Here is a 16,380-nt window from a genome sequence, read left to right on the forward strand (position 1 = left end):
CGGCGGTGACTTGATATGAGCGATCTGTCCGCGATCCGGCTGAGTGCCTGCCCGGCCTGTGACGCCGCGCCGATGGCGCGGCATCTGGCCGACCGGGCTGGCGGCGCGGCGACGGCGGCGGGCGATGGCACGCTGATCCTGTCCCTGCCCCGGATCCATTGCGCGGTCTGTATCGGCGACGTCGAACGCGCGCTGCACGCGGTGCCGGGCGTGCGCCTCGCCCGGGTGAACCTGACGCTGCGGCGGGTGACGGTTGACGCCCCGGGGCTGACGGCTGCCGATCTGATCCCGGTGCTGGGCCGTATCGGCTACGAAGCGCATGAGTTGGACCCCGATGCGCTGTCCAGCGGCGCCGCCGACCGGCAGGGGCGCGATCTGCTGATGCGCATCGGCGTCGCGGGATTTGCGATGATGAACGTCATGATCCTGTCCGTGGCGGTCTGGTCGGGTGCGCAGGACGCGACGCGCGACCTGTTTCACTGGATCAGCGCCGCCATCGCCTTGCCCACTGTCGCCTTTGCCGGTCAGCCTTTCTTTTCCAGCGCCTGGACCGCGATCAGGGCGCGGCGTCTGGGAATGGACGTGCCGATCTCGCTTGCGCTGATCCTGGCCACCGCGATCTCGGTCTACGAAACGGTCCTGTCTGGCCATCACGCCTATTTCGACGCGGCAGTGATGTTGTGCTTCTTTCTGCTGATCGGGCGATATCTGGACCATCGCACACGTGCCATCGCGCGATCCGCAGCGGCCGAGTTGACCGCGCTTGAGGTGCCGCGCGCCACATTGCTGAGCGCGACGGGGGAACGTATCGTTTCGGCCGTCAGCCTTGCCGTGGGCGACCTGATTCGCGTGCGTCCCGGTGGCCGCATCCCCGCCGATGGACGCATCGTCGAGGGCCGGTCCGAGATCGACCGCGCCCTGCTGACCGGAGAGACGCTGCCGGTTGCCGCCGGGCCCGGGCTGGATCTGTCGGCGGGAGAGCTGAACCTGACGGGCCCGCTGGTGATGCGGGTGACGGCCGCAGGGCGCGACACCACCCTTGCGCGGCTGACCGCGCTGGTCGAGGCGGCGGAGTCCGCGCGCGGCCGCTATACCTCGCTGGCCGAACGCGCCTCGCGCGCCTATGCGCCGATGGTGCATCTGCTGGCCGCGACCAGTTTCGCGGGCTGGTTCTGGACGACGCGCGATCTGCGACTGTCGGTCAATATCGCCGCGGCGGTGCTGATCATCACCTGTCCCTGCGCGCTTGGGCTTGCGGTGCCTGCGGTGGCGACAGCGGCGTCGGGCCGGCTGTTCCGGCGCGGATTGCTGATCAAGGACGGCACCGCGCTGGAACGGCTGGCGCAGGTCGATACGGTCGTGTTCGACAAGACCGGAACGCTGACCATGGGCCAGCCAAGCCTGCTGTCCGCAGATGCGCTGCCAGAGGGGTTGCGGCCCGTGACGCTGGCGTTGGCGCAGGGCTCGGCGCATCCGCTGTCGCGTGCGCTGGCCGAGGCCCTGGCCGGGACAACGCCCGCCGAACTTAACGATCTGTGCGAGGAACCCGGCCATGGCGTCCGCGCGATATGGCAGGGAGCCGAGGTCAGGCTGGGGCGCGCGGACTGGTTGGGCGTCGCCGACGACGATGCCCAACGTCCCGGCAGCGCCACATGGTTGTCGGTCGCGGGCCGCGCGCCGATCCGGCTGGATTTCACCGACCAGATGCGTCCGGGTGCCAAGGACTGCGTCGCCCGGCTGGAAGCGGATGGCCAGCGGGTCATCCTGATCTCGGGCGACCGGCCGGCAGCAGTGGCGGATCTGGCCGCCCGATTGGGAATCGCTGAATGGCACGCGGGCACCGACCCAATGGGCAAGGCCGCCGCAATCGAGGCGCTGGCGGCGAAGGGCGCGCACGTGCTGATGCTCGGGGACGGGCTGAACGACACGGCGGCGCTGGCGCGCGCCCATGCCTCGATCTCGCCCGCCTCGGCCCTGGACGCCGCGCGCGTCGCCAGCGACATGGTCCTGACCGGGCAGGATCTGTTGCCCGTCGCCGACGCGCTGTTGACCGCGCGGCGCGCCACCGCCCGCATCCGCGAGAATTTCGCGATCTCGATCCTTTACAATGTCATCGCGGTGCCGGTGGCGATTGCCGGTCTTGCCACGCCGCTGCTTGCCGCGCTTGCGATGTCGGCAAGCTCGATCACCGTGACGCTGAACGCGCTGCGTTTGCGCCGCTGAAAGGAAGTGCCATGGAAATCCTGACCATCCTGATCCCGGTATCGCTTGGGCTGGGTGTCGTCGGTCTGGCGGCGTTCATCTGGACGCTGCGCGCGCGCCAATACGACGATCCCAAGGGCGACGCCGAACGCATCCTCAGCGATGAATGGGATGACCGCCCGCGCCCTGACTGAACGGCCCCGAATGCCGGTAGGCACGATGCCCCTCGACCCGCCGACCTGCTTTCCGGGTCATCATACGCCGTCCAGCCGAGCCATCTGGCCACGGTGGAAATCGGGACGGGTCGCGGCTTGCGCAGATGTCGCGCACTGTCATATCAATGCCTTGTGCGCATCAGGGCGGTATCGGTCCTGGCATCATCGCACGCCTCGCCGTCCTTGTCCGGCGGCTTTTACCTGCGGCGGATCACGGACGTGCCAGACTATCCCGACCTCTATCTCATGCGGCATGGCGAGACCGCCTGGAACGCCGAGGGGCGGATTCAGGGCAGGCTGGATTCACCGCTGACGTCTTCGGGCAGGCAGCAGGCACATGGGCTGGCACGGCTGGTCGCCCCTGTCGAAGATGCGCTGCGTGTTGCCAGTCCGCAGGGGCGCGCCGTTGAAACGGCCAGGATCGTCTTTGGTTCGCAAGCCTTTGAAACCGACACAAGGCTGGCCGAGATCGACACCGGCAACTTCTCGGGTCGGCTACTGGTCGAATTGCGCGATCAGCACCCCGAGGTGTTTCGCGAAGGTTCGCTGGACTGGTATGACAGGACGCCCGATGGTGAACGCCTTGCCTGCCTGCGGACGCGCGTCACAAGCTTTCTGGGCGGCCTGACCCGCCCCACGCTGATCGTCACCCATGGAATCACGCTGCGGATGATCCGCCTGGTCGCCATGGGCCTGCCCCCCGATCGACTGGGCGACATGCCGGTCGTGCAGGGGGCGGTCCACGTCGTCTGCCGCCAAGGTCACCAGATCTGGCAGACCTAGATCGCGAAACCCTCGTCACCGGCGCTGGGGGTGAGTGCGGTTTCGACAGCTTTCTGAACCAATCGGGAACCGTTCATCGGCCTCGTTTACACCGAAGATATTCTGGGCTATCTGGCAGCACGGTATCAGCGAGTCCAAGACTTGCCGGGGATCTTCAAGACCCTGTTGCCAACGGGGCGGTAGCTCAGCGGTAGAGCGACACGTTTACACCGTGTTGGTCGGGGGTTCGATCCCCTCCCGCCCCACCATATGGTTCGGGCAAAGCCGACCACATCCTGATCGTCACAGCCAGAACGGGAAGTCAGCGGCACTTTGTTCTTGCGGCAACGTCTGCCGAAGTGAACTGATGGCACCGCCCGCCGCGATATTTTCCGCCTAAGGCCGGCAATATTTCTTTGCGGCATCACAACCTGAACTGGTTTCGTTCACGCCGCTTTCACGCACCATTTGTCACTGTCGAGATGCAACCAATATCTGACTACTCAGTTTCTTCGCCAACAGGCAATGACAGCAAGAACGAGCAACACCATGATGAACAACGCATTTCGACCGAAAATTTCTGATGACGAATGGCAGTTGATCCTGTCCGCACTGAAGCCTTATCGCCATAATGTTCAGTATCGCGAACTTCTGGAACGCCTGGAATATCAAGCCGAAGCACTATGCGCGCATCACCTGCATGCGCGCGCCGCCTGACCGGCCAGAAGACCAACCGCCGGGAATGTTCTCGTCGGTCGCGATGCAGTTTAGCGGCCGACAGTTTTTCAAAGACAAGGCACCATGGTCATCAAGACCGCAGGCAAGAACCGCGATGATCGTCGCCGCTGGATTGACCTTGTAGAAATCCGACGATTTCGCGCATTGAGACCCGCTAGGACGACTTCCGGGCGCATCAGGGATCGCCTGCCCTTTCGAACTACAGCGCGATTGCGGAAATCAGCCTTCCGTAATCCGCCTGCCCTTCGTGCGTGGCGCGGCGATAGCTGAAGAACCGCTGCGGGTCCGAATAAGTGCAATGGCGCGACCATTCGGCCTCGACGCCTTCGGCCCGCAGTCGCGAAAGTCCGAATGACGGCAGATCGAACATCGGGCGGCCGTTCGGGCCACCACTGAAAAAGCGATGATAGTCGGGGTCTTCGATCAGGAAATCTTCCATGAAATCCTCGCCGACTTCGTAGGCACGCTGACTGATCGTGGGGCCGATCACAGCCCGGATCCGTGTCGCACCCAACGCCCGCATCGCCGCCACGGTCGTTTCGATGACCCCGGCCAGGGCACCTTTCCACCCCGCATGGCATGCGCCAATCACGCCCGCCTCGCGGTCGGCCAGCAGCACCGGCTGACAATCCGCCGTCAGCACCGCCAGCGCCACCCCCTGCCGGTCGGTCACGATGCCGTCCGCCTGCGTGTCGCGGATCTTTTCAATGTCGTCCTGCGCGGTCAGTGTCACCACGTCGGCGGAATGGACCTGCTTGACCGTCGCCAGCTTGTCCGGTTCGACGCCCATCGCCTGCGCCACCCTTGCACGATTCACCGCAACCATGTCGGTCTGATCGCTGGATCTGCGTCCGCAGTTCAATCCGGCGAACAGGCCTGACGACGCGCCGCCTTTTCGCGTAAAGAAACCGTGCCTGACATCGTTCAGCAGCGGGTGGGTCAGGATCTCAAGCGTCGTCTGCATGAAGCCTCAGAGCGTCGAATCCGGGCACCGGCGGCGCCCCTTGGGGCCAGATGGCCATCGCCTTGAACAGGTGACCCATTTTGTCTGCATCGGTCAAGCGGTCTAACGCCGCCATCGCACCGCCATCGCCCGCCTGGGTCAACCGCTCGGCCCGCTGGCGGGCCCCCAGCGACAGCAGCCAGTCGCCCTGATGGATCGGTCGCGACACCGTGGCCCCTGCCCTGATCGCCGCCGCCGCAAGCGGCGCAAAATCGACATGCGCCGTCAGATCCGCCTCGCCGGGTCGGGCCAGCGGGTCTTCGGGTCGATGCCCCGCCAATGCCTGAAACGTATCGCCATAGCCGTTCCAGCCGCCGTAATCGACAATGATCGCCGCCCCGCCATGCGCCGCGATCCGACTGCTGATGGCCGTCATCATCGCCGGCGCGGCCGGACAATCCTCGATCACATCCCCTGCGCGTCCCTGTCGCGGCAAATCAACCGGCGGCGCCAGCCCCAGGCGCAGTCCACCGTTCTCGTCCAGCCCGACGACACGCTCGGCCCAACCATCATCGACATGCTGGAACTGCCGGATCGGCAAGGCGTCAAAGAATTCATTCGCGATCAGGAACAGCGGCTGGTTTGGCAGGTCGTCCAGGCTGTCCAGATGCCGGACATCGCCCAGCCTGTCGCGCTGCACATCGCGCAGATGCGGCGATGCCTCGATCAGGGCAATCCGAGACGCGTCGATCAATCCCGGCACGGCCCGGATCGCGCGCAGCATGTCGGCCATCAACGTGCCGCGGCCCGGCCCCGGTTCGGCAAGCGTGAAGGGCGCCGGACGGCCCTGATCCATCCATGCCTGTGCAAGGGCCAGCCCGCAAAGCTCTCCGAAAATCTGCGAAATTTCGGGCGCGGTCACGAAATCGCCGGCCTGACCAAACGGATCACGCGTCGCGTAGTAGCCGTGCTGCGGGTGCAGCAGGCACAGTTCCATGTAATCGGCCAGCGAGATTGGTCCGGTTGCGTTGATGCGCCGGGCAATGATCTGTGCCAGTGGCGTCATGCAGTAGCCGGCACCGGCGCGCGGCGCCACGCCCGAAGGATGAAGACCACGCCCAGCACCACCATGGGAAGGGAAAGAACCTGTCCCATCGTCAGACCGATCACGGGGCCACCGACGACATGTCCCAGCGGATTGTCGGGCGTGATGAACTGCGCGTCGGCGACCCGGAACAACTCGACGAACATCCGCGCCAGACCGTAACCTGCAAGAAAGATCCCGAAGGCCAGCCCGGGCCGGCGCAGCCCGCCCGCGCGAACCACGGCCAAGAGAACAAGCCCCAGCAGCAGACCTTCCAGCCCCGCCTCGTAAAGCTGGCTGGGATGGCGGGCGCACAGCCCGTCAATCCCCGGACAGTTCTGTGCCGCCTCGCCCGGAAAGATCACCCCCCAAGGCAGATCCGTGGGCCGTCCCCAAAGTTCGGCATTGATGAAATTCGCGATGCGGCCAAAGAAAAGCCCGATCGGGGCCACGACCGCCATCGCATCAGCAAGACGCAGCGGCGCGATGCCGCGCGCGCGGCAGAACAGCCACGCGGCGACGATGACGCCCGCGAAGCCGCCGTGAAAGCTCATTCCGCCCTGCCAGACCTGCAGGATCTGACCGGGATTGGCCAGGTAATATCCGGGTTCGTAGAACAACACGAACCCCAGCCTTCCGCCCACAATCACGCCCAGAATGACCCAGGTCAGCAGATCGTCAACCGCGTCGCCCGCCATGGGCGCACGGTCGCCCCAGAGACGGTCGCGGCGCATCATCGCCACCATGATCTGCCAGCCGATCAGCAGCCCGGCCAGATAGGCCAGCGCATACCACCGCAAGGACAGCGTCAGACCACCCAGATGGATGGTAAATATCTCGGGCGCGATATTGGGAAAGGGGATCATTCGGCCTCTCGGGTTTCGTCGCGCAAGCTAGACACGCAGCACCGGAAGTCAACATAGGCCCCGCCCTGCGGACCGATCACGTTCCCGATGGCAGCCCCCGTCGCAGCCCACGCGCCATAAGGCCGCAGCTTGCCCTAGCGACCGATGAATCCCGGTTTGCGCTTTTCCAGAAATGCCGCCACGCCCTCGCGGAAATCGGCGCTGCGGCCAGCCTCGCCCTGCAGGCGCGCCTCCAGCCGAAGCTGTTCGTCAAGATCGTTGTCGAAGGACGCCGCCACGGCGTTGCGGACGGCAAGGTAGGCGGCGGTCGGCCCCTGCGCCAGATGGCGCGCCCGGTCGGTGACCCCTTGGGCGAATTCGTCGTCGGGCAACGCCTGCCAGATCAATCCCCAATCCGCAGCCTGCCGGGCCGGTATGGCATCCGCGAACAGCATCATTCCAATCGCGCGGGCAGCACCGACCGCGCGCGGTATCGCCCAGGTTCCGCCGGCGTCCGGGATCAATCCGATCCGCGTGAACGCCTGAACGAAGCTGGCGCTTTCAGCCGCGATCACCACGTCGGCGACCAGCGCCAGATTGGCGCCCGCGCCGGCCGCGACGCCGTTGACTGCCGCGATCACCGGTGCCGGGCAATCCCGGATCGCCCGCAACATCGGCTCGTATTCGTCGCGCAGCGTCGCCTCGAGGTCCAGTGCCCCGCTTGCATCGGTCAGATCCTGACCCGAACAGAACGCCTTGCCAGATCCCGTCAGCACGACGCAGCGCACGTCTTCGGTCAGGTTGGTCAGGGCTTGCGTGATCTCGGCCCGCATCTGACGGTTCAGCGCGTTCATCACCTGCGGACGGTTCAGGATCAGCGTCGCGATGCCGTCTTTGACGGCGAACTGGATGGTCTCGAAACTCATGGAAGTCCCCCTCTGGTCTGGGGGCATGATGCCTGAATCGGCGCGCGGGGAAAGCCGGACCCCGCGTCAGTCGCGCATGATTTCCTGCAGCCTCGTCCGTTCGGACTCAGACAGGTCTTCGACGCGCGCGGTCGATGCGGCACGAGCGCGCACGAAACGCCACGCGACCAAGAGCGCGATCAGCGCCATGAAAGGACCGGCCAGCCACAGCACAAGATTGCCGCCACGGGCGCGCGGCTCGAACAGGACGAACTCTCCGAACCGGTCCACAACGGCGTCGATCACCTGATCGTCGCTATCCCCGGCGACCAGTCTTTCGCGCACATACAGCCGCAGGTCGCGGCTGATGGCGGCATTTGATTCGTCGATATTCTCGCCCTGGCAGACCGGGCAGCGAAGCTTTTGTGACAGCTGGCGGGCCCGCGTCTCCAGCGCGGGGTTGTCCAGGACTTCGTCAGGTTGGACTGCCAGCGCGGCGATGGGCAAAGTCAGCAACAGCGTCAGGATCATCAGAAACCGTCTCATTCCGCAGCCACCGCGTTGGCGTGCGCGCGCCGCGCCCCGGCAGCGACGCGATAGCGGCGGTCGGACAGGCTGATCAGTCCGCCAAGCGCCATCAGGATCGAGCCCGCCCAGATCCAGTTGGCGAAAGGCTTGATATAGCTGCGAACGGCCCAGCCACCGTCAGCCTGCGCATCGCCGATGACCAGATAGATGTCGCGGAAGATACCGTTGTCGATCGCGGCCTCGGTCGTCGGCATCGCCTGCACCGGATAGACGCGCTTTTCGGGGTGCATGGTCGCGACCTGCCTGCCGTCGCGTGCCACCTGCATCGTGGCCATGGTCGAGACATAATTCGGCCCCTGAACCTCGTCCACGGCGGTCAGAGTGATCTGATATCCGGACAGTTCGAACGGTTCGCCGATCTGCGCCACACGAATATCCTCGGTCTGCCAAGCGGTCAGCAGACCGACACCGATGAATGTCACGCCCAGGCCTGAATGCGCCACCGCCTTGCCCCAGTCTGCGCGCGGCAGCCGGACAAGCCGCGACAGGCCAGACTTTCCGGTGCGATGGATCAGTTCCGCCGCCGCGCCCGCGATCAACCAGGCGCCAAGCCCGGCGCCGATCACCGCAATCGCGCTGCGCCCGGTCGAGACAGACCAGACCAGCACCATCACTGCGATTGAAAGGATCAGCGCCGCACGCAGCGGCTTGGCCGACCGCATCAGCGTGGCCCGTTTCCATGGCATGATCGCACCCAGAGGCAGCACGATGGCCAGCACGATCATGAAGGGCGTGAACGCCTGGTTGAAGAACGGCGCGCCGACCGACAATTTGCGATCCCACATCATTTCCGCGAACAGGGGCCACATGGTTCCGATGAACACGACGAAGGCCGACACCGCCAGAAGCACATTGTTCAGGATCAGCGCCCCCTCGCGCGAGACGGGGGAAAACACGCCCTTGGCGGTCATCTCACCCGCGCGTGCCGCATACAGCGTCAGGCCACCGCCCATGAACACCGCCAGAATGGCAAGGATGAAAACTCCGCGCGCCGGATCGCTGGCAAAGCTGTGGACCGAGGTGATGACGCCGGACCGAACGATGAAGGTGCCGATCATGGAAAAGCCGAAGGCCATGATCGCCAGAAGGATCGTCCAGCTTTTCAGCGCCTCGCGCTTTTCCACGACGATGGCCGAATGCAGCAGCGCGGCGGCCAGAAGCCACGGCATGAAGCTGGCGTTCTCCACCGGATCCCAGAACCAGAAACCACCCCAGCCCAGTTCGTAATAGGCCCACCACGACCCCAGCGCGATGCCTACGGTCAGGAACATCCAGGCCGCCAGCGTCCAGGGCCGCACCCAGCGTGCCCATGCGGCATCGACCCGGCCTTCGATCAGCGCCGCGATGGCAAAGCTGAACGCCATCGAAAGCCCGACATAGCCCAGATACAGAAACGGCGGGTGAAAGGCCAAACCGGGATCCTGCAGCAAGGGGTTCAGGTCGCGCCCGTCGAAGGGCGGGTTGGCCAGGCGCAGAAACGGGTTCGAGGTGAACAGGATGAAGGCATAGAACGCCGCGCCGATCGACGCCTGAACGCCCAGCACCCGCGCCCTGAGACTGGGCGGCAGGTTGCTACCGAACGCCGCCGCAGCGGCACCGAAAAGCGACAGGATCAGCACCCACAGCAACATGCTGCCTTCGTGGTTCCCCCAGACGCCGCTGATCTTGTAGATCATCGGCTTGGCAGTATGCGAATTCTCATAGACCAGCTTCAACGAGAAATCCGAGGTGACGAACGCCACCGTCAGCGCCGCGAACGAAAGGCCAGTCAGCAGGAACTGGGCCATGGCGGCCGGTCGGGCGCTGTCCATCCAGCCCTGCCAGCCCTTGGCCGCGCCGATCATCGGCACAATCATCTGATACAGCGCCACCGCGAAGGCAAGCGTCAGGGCGAAATGGCCAAATTCTGCGATCATGCGGGCGTTCCTCCGTTGGCGCCAGCATAGGGATACGCAAAAAGGGGGGAAAGTCCCCCCTTGGTCGCCGCGCTTCAGTTTTCCGTGCGACCTATTCGCGCAACCCGGCCGCCCAATCGCGCAAGGCGGCGTTATCTGCAAAATCATCGTCGGGCCGCAAGGCGTCGGTCAGCGCGGCGCCTTCCTGAGGGCGGTCGGGTCCGGGACCGGTTCCTTCCGCTTGCGCCACAGGCCAGACCCGGTGCCGGAAATAATGTGCTTCGCGCGCGCCGAAATAGAAGCCGACGATCGCGCCAAGCAACCACCACAGCGGTTCCGGCACCTGTTGCAGCCCCTGCATCCGCAGGCCGAAACCCGACGGCTCGACCATCGCATAGACAAACAGCGCCATCGTGCCCAACGCCAGCAAGGGGCGCGGCAGGCGGTTCAGCCCGTTCACGAGACTGTCGAAGAACCCCGGCCGGGCGATCTGAAACTCTTGTCCAAGCTGGGTGATCGCGCGGGCATAGGCCTGTTCTTCCAGTTCCATCTTGCGCGTCGCGTTCTGGGTAAACACCTCGGCCATGCCCGTCGCGGCGCTGCCAAGCGCGGTCACACCCTGGCCGAAACCAAGGAAACGGTCGATCATGCCCATCTGGCGGTCCTTTCACGGTGCTCGGCTTCGGTCAGGTGATAGCGCGGCGATACGAAGGTTTCGGCCCGGGTGATCCAGCCGCCTTTTCCGCCCGCGCGAGTGCGCGCGTATTTGCGGCTTGCCGGGCGCTGATCGGCCAGTGCGTAGTAATAATTGCGCCGGGCGATCCCGTAGGCATCGGCGATATGGGCAGGCGCGGCCTCGGCAGCATCTGCGACCGCGGCGATCGTCCTGGGGCCGATCACGCCATCCGCAGTTGCCGGAAATCCCATGCGCGAAACCAGTTTCTGCAGGATCTTCACGGCGTTTGCGCCGGCATTCACATACATGTCGAAGACGCTGGCCTGCACCGGATCGGGCAATTCGGCCAGACGCGGCTTGCGGAAGTAATGTTCGACGAAGATCTGTTCCGCCTGCGCCCGCGTCAGGGCGCGGACATCCGCTGCATCGACCTTGCCATCGCCGGTCAGGTCCAGCCCCAGCGACCGCATCGTGCCGATCGTGACCCCGAAATTCGTGGCGCCGCCGGGATCGTCGGGGTCGTTCACATAGCCGCCCTCGCGGGCGACGATCTCTCGCGCGATGTCAGTGACACTTGGCATCTGAATCCCCCTGAAGCCTGCCGCCCGAAACGGCGAACGGCTCTAGGGTCGATGGGTCAGGTTAACCCATCGTTAACCATGCGTGCGTTGCTGGACTCGGCCTCAGGAATTGGGATCCTGATAGACGCCGCTTTCCTTAAGCGTATCGACGACTTCGCGTGGCATGTAGGTTTCGTCGTGCTTGGCCAGCAGGCTTTCCGCCTCGAAGCGGCCGCCGCGATAATATCCCTTGGCAATCGTGCCCTGCCCTTCCTTGAACAGGTCCGGACGCGGATCGCGCCCGATATAGCTGACCGGGATTTCAGCCGCGCCATCGGTAATGACGAAATCGAAGGCGACCCCGTCGCGGTTGACGATCGAGCCGTCCTTGACCAATCCGCCAAGCTGGAAATATTCATCAGCGCCAGGGGCTTGTGCGCTGACCTGGGTCGGCGAACGGTAAAGGTTGATGCCGTCCCGAAAGCCGTAGCCGATCAACCCCACCGCGATCAGCAGCGCGACGGAAGCCGCGATCAGGACCTGCGCGCGACGGCGTTTCTTCAGCGATTTCAGACCGGCCATTCTTTCCTCCTCAAGCAGCCTCGAAACGGATCGAACGGCGCAGGAATTGCGTCGCCTTGCCGGACACGCGGACCGGATCGCCCGTGGTCAGGTATTTCGACGCAGTGCCTTCGCCCAGAAACTCGGGCCTGCGTTGAAGATAGTCCGCAAGGCTTTCTGCGACCAGCCCTGCCTGACTGTAAACCCGGACCTTGGTGCCCAGGGCGCGCTGAAACGCGGCCTCGACCAGAGGATAATGGGTGCAGCCAAGGATCGCGGCTTCGGGCTGCGGCATGCGACGCAGCAGCGCCTCGACATGGCTGGTCACCAGCGCCTCGGCCAGAATTTCGTCCCCCATTTCAATGGCATCCACGACGCCGCCGCAAGGCTGCGCCTCGACATCGACGCCCACGGCGCGAAATGCCAGTTCGCGCTGAAAGGCTCTGCTGGCAACGGTGGCGGGGGTCGCGAACAGCGCCACCTGATTGACCGCGACGTGGCGGGGCGGCGAATTGTCGCCCCATTGGCGTTCGGTCAGTGCCTCGATCATCGGCACGAACACCCCTAGGACCCGCTTGTCCTTGGGCAGCCAGGTTTCCTGCATGCGGCGCAGCGCGGCGGCGCTGGCGGTGTTGCAGGCCAGGATGACCAGATCGCAGCCCTCGTCCCACAACCGGCTGACACCCGCGCAGGTCAGATCGAAGATGTCATCCGGCGTGCGCACCCCATAGGGCGCATGCGCATTGTCGCCAAGATAGACCAACGGCAGATCCGGCAACCGCGCGGCGATGGCGCTATGAACCGTCAGCCCGCCCAGACCCGAATCGAACACGCCAACCGCCATCTTGCCACTCCTTCTGCCGCGCGCCGTTTTAGGACGCCGCGCGACGTTTGGAAATGACTCTGTTCATTCAGCGGCTTCACGCATCGGTGCGCCACCGGACCTGAACTGTGCCAGCAACTCCTTGCGCCGGATCGCGGCCTCGTCTGCGGCCTTGTCCTTGACCGGACCATAACCCCGCACGCTGAGCGGCAGTTCGGCAAGTTCGATGGCGATGGGCAGCGTCGAGTCGTCCACATTCGCCAGCACCTCGCGCATGTCCGCCTCGAAATCACGGATCATGGCGCGTTCGCGCCTGCGTTCGGCGCCATAGCCGAACGGATCGAACGGCGTGCCGCGCAGCCCCTTCATGGCCGACAGAACCCGGAACGCCTTCAGCATCCATGGCCCGAACTGCCGCTTCCTGGGGCGCCCGTTGGCATCGGTGCCCGACAACATCGGCGGTGCAAGATTGAAGAACAGCGTCGTGCCCCCCTCCCACTGTTCCGCGACCTGTTCGGCGGTGGTCAGGTGAAGCCGCGCAACCTCGTATTCGTCCTTGTAGGCCAGCAGCTTGTAGTAGCCGCGCGCGACGCTTTCGCGCATTCCGTCCGGCGCCAGATCAACCAGCTTGCGGAATTTCCTGGCCAGCCTCTTGCCCTGATAGTCAACCAGCCGAGCCTCGCGATAGGACACGGGATCGACCGGCAGTTCCGGGATCTCGGCCGGCTTTTTCATCAGATCCGGGAACGCCATCGCGCAGCGGCCGATCTGGAAGGCGCGAAGGTTGTCATCGACCTTGGCACCGTTCAGTCGGATCGCGTCGTGGATCGCCGCCTCGGTCAGCGGAAGCAGCCCCTGCTGCCAGCACGCGCCCAGGACCAGCATGTTGGAATAAATCGAATCCCCCAACATCCGCAGCGCCAGATCATTGGCGTCAAAGAACGCCACCCGGTCACCCAACCGCGCCTGCAGCGACATCTTCAGCCGATCGGCGGGCACCTGAAAATCGCGGAACCGGGTGAAATCACCGGTGATGATCTCGTGATCGTTGACGACCGCGCCGGTGCGATCATTCGTCATCAGCCCGATCGTCCTGGCGCCGGCCGTCACGACCAGATCACCGCCGATCACGCAGTCGGCTTCACCGGTTGCCACGCGGATCGCGCTGATATCCTCGGGGCGCTCGGCCAGTCGCAGATGGATATGGACTGCGCCACCCTTCTGGGCCAGCCCGGCCATCTCCATCATGCCGGCACCCTTGCCGTCGATCTGCGCGGCCTGGGCCAGCACGGCCCCGATGGTGACCACGCCGGTGCCCCCGACCCCGGTGATGACCACGTTATGCGTCCCGCTGATTGCGGGCAGCGCGGGCTGCGGCAGGTCGGGGATAGTGAACGCCTCGGCCTTGGGTTTGCGCAACTTGCCGCCCTTGACGGTCACGAAGCTGGGGCAGAAGCCCTTCAGGCAGGAATAGTCCTTGTTGCAGCTGGACTGGTCGATCTGACGCTTGCGGCCAAGTTCGGTGTCCAGCGGCACGATCGACACGCAGTTCGACTGAACCGAGCAGTCGCCGCAGCCCTCGCATACCTCGGGGTTGATCCAGACGCGCCGGTCAGGGTCCGGGAACTGCCCCTTCTTGCGGCGACGGCGCTTTTCAGCCGCGCAGGTCTGGATATACAGGATCGCGCTGACGCCCTTGGCATCTTCCAGTTCGCGCTGAACATTCATCATCTCGGCGCGTTCCTCGAACCGCATTCCCTGCGGAAACTGCTTGCGGTCCACGTCTTCTTTTTCGTCATAGACCACGATCACCGGATCGACCCCCATCGCGGTCAGCTCGCGCGCGATCTGGGGCGCGGTCAGATCGCCCTCGTTCGGCTGCCCGCCGGTCATCGCCACAGCGTCGTTATACAGGATCTTGTAGGTGATGGTGGTCTTGGCCGCGATCGCGGCACGGATCGCCAGAGAGCCGGAATGATTATAGGTTCCGTCGCCAAGATTCTGAAAAACATGACCCCTTGTGCTGAATGGCGCCTCACCGATCCAGTTCGCGCCCTCGCCGCCCATATGAGTGAAGCCTTCCGTCTCGCGCCCCATCCACTGCACCATGTAGTGACATCCGATGCCGGCATAGGCTCGGCTGCCTTCGGGCAGGCGGGTCGAGGTATTGTGCGGGCAACCCGAACAGAACCAGGGGGTTCTGGTTGCAATCTCGGGTGCGTTGTCATTGCGGCGAACCTCGGTCAGGCGGTTCAGACCGGCGCGGATATGTTCGGTCCCGCGGCCTTCCTCGATCAGGATGCCGCCGATCTTTTGGGCGATCATGACCGGGTCCAGCGCATAGCGCGTGGGGAACAGTTCCTCGCCGGTCTTGTCGTGCTTCCATCCATGCACGCGACGCCCGTGGCGATTGTCGAAAATCGCCTCTTTCAACTGCACTTCGATCAGCTTTCGCTTTTCTTCAACGCAGACGATAAGTTCCAGATTTTCAGACCATTCCTGGAAGGACTTCATGTCCAGCGGCCATGTCTGACCGACCTTGTAGGTGGTCAGTCCCAGACGCTCGGCCTCGGCCTCGTCGATGCCCAGCAAGGACAGAGCATGAACCAGATCCAGCCAGTTCTTGCCCGCCGCGACGAAGCCGATCTTGGCGCCCGGCCTGCCCCAGTGCTTGCGATCGATCCGGTTGGCACGGCTGAACGCCTCGGCCGCCCACCGCTTGAAGTCGATCATCCGCGCTTCCTGCGTGACAGGGGTATCGCCCAAGCGGATATTCAGCCCGCCCTCGGGCATCTGAAAATCGGGGATGACGAATTTCAAACGGTCCGGGTCGCCGTTGACGACGGCGGTCGCCTCGACGGTATCCTTCATCGTCTTCAACCCGGTCCAGACGCCCGCAAACCGCGACAGCGCAAATCCATACAGGCCATAGTCCAGGATTTCCTGCACACCGGCCGGGGACAGGACCGGAATATAGGCGTCGATCATCGCCCAGTCCGACTGATGCAGCACGGTCGAGCTTTCACCAGTGTGATCGTCGCCCATCGCCATGACGACACCGCCATGTTTCGAACTGCCGGCCATGTTGGCGTGGCGCATCACGTCGCCGGTGCGGTCCACGCCCGGCCCCTTGCCATACCACAGTGCATAGACGCCGTCGTATTTGCCTTCGCCGCGCAGTTCGGCCTGCTGGCTGCCCCAGATGGCGGTTGCGGCGAGGTCTTCGTTCAGGCCGGGCTGAAACAGCACATTGGCCTCGGACAGGCGCTTGCCCTCGCGCATCATCTGCAGATCGACGCCCCCCAACGGCGACCCGCGATAGCCGGTAACATAGCCGGCCGTGTTCAGCCCCGCGGCTTTGTCACGTGCCGCTTGCATAAGCATCAGGCGAACAAGGGCCTGCGTGCCGTTCAACAATACGTGTGACTTCGACAGATCAAAGCGGTCGGCTAGCGTGAATTCCTGCTTGCTCATCCTGCGTCTCCTCCAATGCCGGTGGGCTTCACGATCATTATAGGTCAGAATTGCTGACCGATGAAGGAAAAAATCGATGCTTGACGCAGCCGTGAGGGACAGGCAGGGG

At 64.5% G+C, this 16,380-nt stretch carries 15 protein-coding genes and 1 tRNA gene; 5 read left to right on the forward strand and 11 right to left on the reverse strand.

All coding sequences use genetic code 11. The features are described from left to right. Positions 1 to 15: 15 nt before the first annotated feature. From MU516_RS11615 to MU516_RS11635, 5 genes are all read left to right on the forward strand, one after another. On the forward strand, positions 16 to 2,223 hold the full coding sequence (locus MU516_RS11615) for a heavy metal translocating P-type ATPase (RefSeq protein ID WP_260277375.1): 2,208 nt from the start codon (positions 16 to 18) through the stop codon (positions 2,221 to 2,223). Between the two features lie 11 nt (positions 2,224 to 2,234). Next, positions 2,235 to 2,396 (forward strand): cbb3-type cytochrome oxidase assembly protein CcoS, encoded by a 162-nt coding sequence (gene ccoS / locus MU516_RS11620; RefSeq protein WP_209055932.1) that lies wholly within the window; start codon positions 2,235 to 2,237, stop codon positions 2,394 to 2,396. A 240-nt stretch (positions 2,397 to 2,636) separates the two neighbouring features. After that, the gene (locus MU516_RS11625) at positions 2,637 to 3,200 is read left to right on the forward strand and encodes a histidine phosphatase family protein (RefSeq protein ID WP_260277377.1); all 564 of its coding nucleotides are present in this window, start codon (positions 2,637 to 2,639) and stop codon (positions 3,198 to 3,200) included. A 173-nt stretch (positions 3,201 to 3,373) separates the two neighbouring features. After that, positions 3,374 to 3,448: transfer RNA gene (locus MU516_RS11630), tRNA-Val, on the forward strand. Positions 3,449 to 3,728: 280 nt separating this feature from the next. Continuing rightward, positions 3,729 to 3,896, forward strand: coding sequence for a hypothetical protein (locus MU516_RS11635; RefSeq protein WP_209055931.1), 168 nt, complete (start codon positions 3,729 to 3,731; stop codon positions 3,894 to 3,896). A gap of 220 nt (positions 3,897 to 4,116) precedes the next feature. Here the strand turns inward: MU516_RS11635 and pgeF are convergent, their stop codons facing one another. From pgeF to MU516_RS11690, 11 genes are all read right to left on the reverse strand, one after another. Then, complete coding sequence (gene pgeF, locus MU516_RS11640) at positions 4,117 to 4,881, reverse strand: peptidoglycan editing factor PgeF (protein ID WP_260277379.1); 765 nt, start codon at positions 4,879 to 4,881, stop codon at positions 4,117 to 4,119. Then, positions 4,865 to 5,926, reverse strand: a complete 1,062-nt coding sequence (locus tag MU516_RS11645; protein ID WP_260277381.1) for a class I SAM-dependent methyltransferase — start codon at positions 5,924 to 5,926, stop codon at positions 4,865 to 4,867. Before MU516_RS11645 ends, pgeF begins: the two co-directional genes overlap by 17 nt. Then, positions 5,923 to 6,810 (reverse strand): prolipoprotein diacylglyceryl transferase, encoded by an 888-nt coding sequence (lgt, locus tag MU516_RS11650; RefSeq protein WP_260277382.1) that lies wholly within the window; start codon positions 6,808 to 6,810, stop codon positions 5,923 to 5,925. Before lgt ends, MU516_RS11645 begins: the two co-directional genes overlap by 4 nt. A 134-nt stretch (positions 6,811 to 6,944) precedes the next feature. Continuing rightward, entirely contained in the window at positions 6,945 to 7,715 is a 771-nt protein-coding gene (locus MU516_RS11655) for an enoyl-CoA hydratase-related protein (RefSeq protein WP_260277383.1), read from the reverse strand. A 66-nt stretch (positions 7,716 to 7,781) separates the two neighbouring features. Next, entirely contained in the window at positions 7,782 to 8,240 is a 459-nt protein-coding gene (locus MU516_RS11660) for a cytochrome c-type biogenesis protein (RefSeq protein WP_260277384.1), read from the reverse strand. Then, positions 8,237 to 10,198 carry a heme lyase CcmF/NrfE family subunit gene (locus tag MU516_RS11665; RefSeq protein WP_260277385.1) on the reverse strand — a complete coding sequence of 654 codons (1,962 nt, stop codon included), beginning with the start codon at positions 10,196 to 10,198 and terminating at the stop codon, positions 8,237 to 8,239. The genes MU516_RS11660 and MU516_RS11665 overlap by 4 nt, the downstream gene beginning before the upstream one ends. Positions 10,199 to 10,289: 91 nt before the next feature. Beyond that, entirely contained in the window at positions 10,290 to 10,832 is a 543-nt protein-coding gene (locus MU516_RS11670) for a holin family protein (protein WP_260277386.1), read from the reverse strand. Beyond that, the gene (locus tag MU516_RS11675; protein ID WP_260277387.1) at positions 10,823 to 11,434 is read right to left on the reverse strand and encodes a holin-associated N-acetylmuramidase; all 612 of its coding nucleotides are present in this window, start codon (positions 11,432 to 11,434) and stop codon (positions 10,823 to 10,825) included. Before MU516_RS11675 ends, MU516_RS11670 begins: the two co-directional genes overlap by 10 nt. Positions 11,435 to 11,536: 102 nt before the next feature. Then, positions 11,537 to 11,986, reverse strand: coding sequence for a cytochrome c maturation protein CcmE (gene ccmE / locus MU516_RS11680; protein ID WP_260277584.1), 450 nt, complete (start codon positions 11,984 to 11,986; stop codon positions 11,537 to 11,539). A gap of 19 nt (positions 11,987 to 12,005) precedes the next feature. Next, on the reverse strand, positions 12,006 to 12,818 hold the full coding sequence (locus MU516_RS11685) for a glutamate racemase (RefSeq protein WP_260277388.1): 813 nt from the start codon (positions 12,816 to 12,818) through the stop codon (positions 12,006 to 12,008). A 63-nt stretch (positions 12,819 to 12,881) separates the two neighbouring features. Next, on the reverse strand, positions 12,882 to 16,271 hold the full coding sequence (locus MU516_RS11690; protein WP_260277389.1) for an indolepyruvate ferredoxin oxidoreductase family protein: 3,390 nt from the start codon (positions 16,269 to 16,271) through the stop codon (positions 12,882 to 12,884). Positions 16,272 to 16,380: the final 109 nt, after the last annotated feature.

It is taken from the genome of Paracoccus maritimus (assembly GCF_025195095.1).
Classification (GTDB): Bacteria; Pseudomonadota; Alphaproteobacteria; order Rhodobacterales; family Rhodobacteraceae; genus Paracoccus; species Paracoccus maritimus.